The following is a 1,419-nucleotide window of genomic DNA, read 5'->3' as shown; positions in this document are numbered from 1 at the left end:
CGCGCCGGGGGGGCCTACCCGCGTTCGGCGTGGGCCCCACCCCCGGGGGGGGGGGGGGGCGGGTGGCCGGGCCCCCCGCGCGGTCAGCACCTGGCGGATGGTTTGTTCCTGCCGGTAGTAGCGGTCCAGGTAGAGCAGCGGGCCGACACCCGGCCGGGCCGGTTCGGTGAGCCGCAGCGGGCGCAGCGGTCCGGCCGGGCCACCCCGTACGAGCGGGCTGTCGCGTACCGCGTCGATCACCGACTGCTCGTCCGGCCACGGCAATTCGGCGAGGTCGAGCTGATCCGGATGTTCGTCGTCGGTATCCACACCGATATCCCGCATCCTGGTCAAGTCCAGGCAGACCGATCCGGATCGCACCGCGCGCACCGCCAGCGCCGCCGCGAACAGCACCGGTTCGCGGTCCTCCCCCGCGAGCCGGCCCAGCCGGGCGGCCACATGCACGTCCGCGGCCGACAGCACCCCGGCCTCGTTGAATTCCCGCAGTATCCCGCGCCCGCGCTGCGCCACCCGGATCGGGATCACGCCGCACCTCCGGCCAGCAGTTCGGACATCTCGGTGATCAGGGCGGGCGGCGGCGTCCAGTCGAACACCCCGGCGCCCTCCGGGGTTTCCGGTCCGATCATGCCGCGCACGAACAGGTAGCGGATACCGCCGAGATGTACCGCGGGGTCGTAGCCGGGCAGCCGCCAGCGCAGATACCGGTGCAATGCCACCGAATACAGCAGGGCCTGCAACGGGTAGTGCGAGCGGATCATTTCGGCGGCCATCCGGTCGCGGGTGTAGTGCGCGACGGTGAGATCACCGGTGCCCAGCCGGTTCGTCTTGTAGTCGACCACGACGAAACGGCCGTCCGGTGTGCGCAGGACCGCATCGATACTGCCGGTAAGATATCCGCGCAACGGGGTGTCGTCGAGGTGGCCGAGTTCGTCGGCGTAGGTGTGGAATACGTCCCCGGGAGCGAGCCGGGACCGCACCAGCGCGGCGATCCGGTGCAGGGTGGCAGATACGGTGGCGGGTGCGTCACCGCCCGCGAGAGGCAGCTCGAATTCGAGTTCGCACAACCGGTCCCGGTCGGGGATATCGGCGAGGGCGCCGAAACCGATCGGAGTGCGCAGGACGGCCAGCAGTGCCTCCGCCAGCATATCCGGGTCGGCCTCGGACAGCATCTCGCCCACCGCTTCGGTGCAGCGGGCCCGGACCTCGGCGGCCGGATCGGCGGTATCGGTACTCACCCGCTCCAGCACCGCATGCACCAGGGTGCCGAATTCGGCACCGTAGGGCAGGTCGTTCATGAGCGAGGCGGCACCCTGGCCGGGTTCGGGCGGGGGGGGGGGCGCCGGCCCCGGGGGGGGGGGGGCGGGCGCGCGCCCCCCGAGGGGGGGGGGGGCCCCCCCCCGCCCGGGGGCGGGGGGGGGG

1 protein-coding gene and 1 pseudogene are annotated in these 1,419 nt (G+C 72.9%); both read right to left on the bottom strand.

Annotated elements, in window-relative coordinates; translation table 11 throughout:
• A pseudogene (locus QH195_RS05200) lies at positions 1-525 on the bottom strand (exodeoxyribonuclease V subunit alpha); the annotation flags it as partial.
• Positions 522-1,419 (bottom strand): PD-(D/E)XK nuclease family protein (locus QH195_RS05195; RefSeq protein WP_280434501.1); only part of this gene is annotated, 898 nt, incomplete at its 5' end. The gene QH195_RS05195 and the pseudogene QH195_RS05200, both read right to left, overlap by 4 nt.

The organism is Nocardia carnea, assembly GCF_029868855.1.
In the GTDB taxonomy this organism is placed as follows: domain Bacteria; phylum Actinomycetota; class Actinomycetes; order Mycobacteriales; family Mycobacteriaceae; genus Nocardia; species Nocardia carnea_A.
The sequence above is the reverse complement of the archived record's forward strand: the minus strand, read 5'-3'. Positions and strand labels throughout refer to the sequence as shown.